Source organism: Quadrisphaera sp. DVD1 (genome assembly GCF_058932755.1).
In genome coordinates this window covers 1-1,857 of record NZ_JBZYWI010000254.1, presented here as the reverse complement: position 1 = coordinate 1,857, position 1,857 = coordinate 1, and the positions used below count along the sequence as shown (strand labels likewise).

At 77.0% G+C, this 1,857-nt stretch carries 3 protein-coding genes; 1 reads left to right on the top strand and 2 read right to left on the bottom strand.

Annotated elements, in window-relative coordinates; all coding sequences use genetic code 11:
- Both AC5FZL_RS16610 and AC5FZL_RS16605 read right to left on the bottom strand, forming a co-directional pair.
- A partial coding sequence (locus tag AC5FZL_RS16610) for a redox-sensing transcriptional repressor Rex (protein ID WP_493619981.1) occupies positions 1-669 on the bottom strand: 669 nt, incomplete at its 3' end.
- Between the two features lie 174 nt (positions 670-843).
- Positions 844-1,113, bottom strand: a complete 270-nt coding sequence (locus tag AC5FZL_RS16605) for a glutaredoxin family protein (RefSeq protein ID WP_493619980.1) — start codon at positions 1,111-1,113, stop codon at positions 844-846.
- Between the two features lie 100 nt (positions 1,114-1,213).
- Between AC5FZL_RS16605 and AC5FZL_RS16600 the strand changes: the two genes are divergently transcribed.
- On the top strand, positions 1,214-1,857 hold a 644-nt coding region (locus AC5FZL_RS16600), incomplete at its 3' end, for a CAP domain-containing protein (protein WP_493619979.1).

Below are 1,857 nucleotides of genomic sequence, written 5' to 3'. Positions count from 1 at the left end.
GGCGCGGCGCTGCTCGCGGAAGGCGAGGATCTGCAGCTCGGTGGACAGGTCGACCGAGCGGACGTCGACGCCCTCGGGCACGTGCAGCTCGGCGGGCGCGAAGCTCAGCACGCTGGTGATGCCGGCGGCGACCATCCGGTCGCACAGGCCCTGCGCGGGCGCGGCGGGCACCGCCAGGACGCCGATCCGCACGCCGAGCTCGCGCACGACCTCCTCGAGGCGCTCGACCGGCTGCACCTCGAGCCCGGCCACGCGCTCGCCGACGACGGCGGGGTCGGCGTCCAGCAGCGCGACGACGCTCGTGCCGCGCGCGGCGAACCCGCTGTAGTTGGCCAGGGCGTGGCCCAGGCTGCCGATGCCGACGATGGCCACCCGCCACTGCTGGCTCAGGCCCAGCTCGCGGCTGATCTGGTGGACGAGGTACTCCACCTCGTAGCCCACGCCGCGGGTGCCGTAGGAGCCCAGGTGCGAGAGGTCCTTGCGCAGCTTGGCCGACCCGACGCCGGACGCCACGGCCAGCTCCTCGCTGGAGACCGTCGCGACGCCCCGCTCGACCAGCGAGGTCAGCACCCGCAGGTACACCGGGAGCCGCGCCACGGTGGCGTCGGGGATGCTCCTGCTGACCTCGCGCGCGGTGCGCGGGGACGGGGGCGTGGAGGCGCTTGTCACGAGGGGGTCGTGCTCCTGCTGGCGTTCGGGGTCGTGCCGACGAGCAAGGTTAGGCACTTGTGAACGCAAGCACAAAGTCCGGCGCGGCGCCCCTCCCCCGGGCGTGACGGACGTCACCGCACCAGAGCGCACCAGAGCGCACCGGAGCGCCCCAGTGCGCCCCGGTGCGGGCGCTCAGCCCCGGGCGAGGGCCTCGCGCAGGGCCGGCTCCGCGATCCGCCAGTGGTCGTGGTGGCGGCCGTCCACGGTGACCACCGGCACGAGGTCGCCGTAGCGGGCCACGAGCTCCGGGTCGGCGTCGACGTCGACCTCGCGGAACGTCGTCCCGGTCTCGCGGCACACCCGCTCCACGCCGGCCCGCGCCACGTCGCACAGGTGGCAGCCCGCGCGGGAGTAGAGCACCACGCGCTCGGGGGTGCGGTCGGAGGGTCGCTCGGCAGCCACGCCACCACCGTAGGCGCCCGGCTCAAGCCGGCGCCCCCGGCGTCCGATGCACCTCCCGGGCGCCCTGGAGGGCGCCGCAGCTCCCACTCCCGGAGGTCCCGTGCCCACTGCCCGCACGCGCCTGGGCGCCGGCGCCGCCGCCGCCCTGCTCGTCGCCGCGCTGCTGACGGCGGTCACCGCCGCGGTCGCGCCGCGCGCCAGCGCCGACGGCGGCGGCTTCGTCTCCGCCATCAACTCCGCGCGCTCCTCCGCCGGGCTGCCCGCGCTGTCCAGCCGCGGCGACCTCGCCTCGGTGGCCGCGGCCTGGGCGCAGGAGATGGCGTCCTCCGGCACGCTGGCCCACAACCCGGACCTGCGCGGCCAGGTGTCGGGCTGGCGCTACGTCGGGGAGAACGTCGGCGTCGGCCCGACGGTCGGCGACATCCACGCCGCGTTCATGGGCTCCTCGGCGCACCGGGCCAACATCCTCGACACCGACTACACGGAGGTGGGCGTCGGCACGGCCGAGGCGGGAGGGCGGATCTGGGTCGCGGAGGTCTTCCGCGCCCCCAAGGGCTCCTCCGCCGCGCCCCCGCAGCAGCCGTCGGGCGACTCCGGCGCCGCCCCCTCGGGCAGCACGGGCAGCACGGAAAGCACGGGCGCCAGCAGCGGCACGCGCCGGTCGACCGGCGGCTCCAGCGCCTCCGGGGGCTCCAGCAGCGGGGGCTCGACGGCCCGCGCCGCCCGGGCCAGCACCCCGCCCCC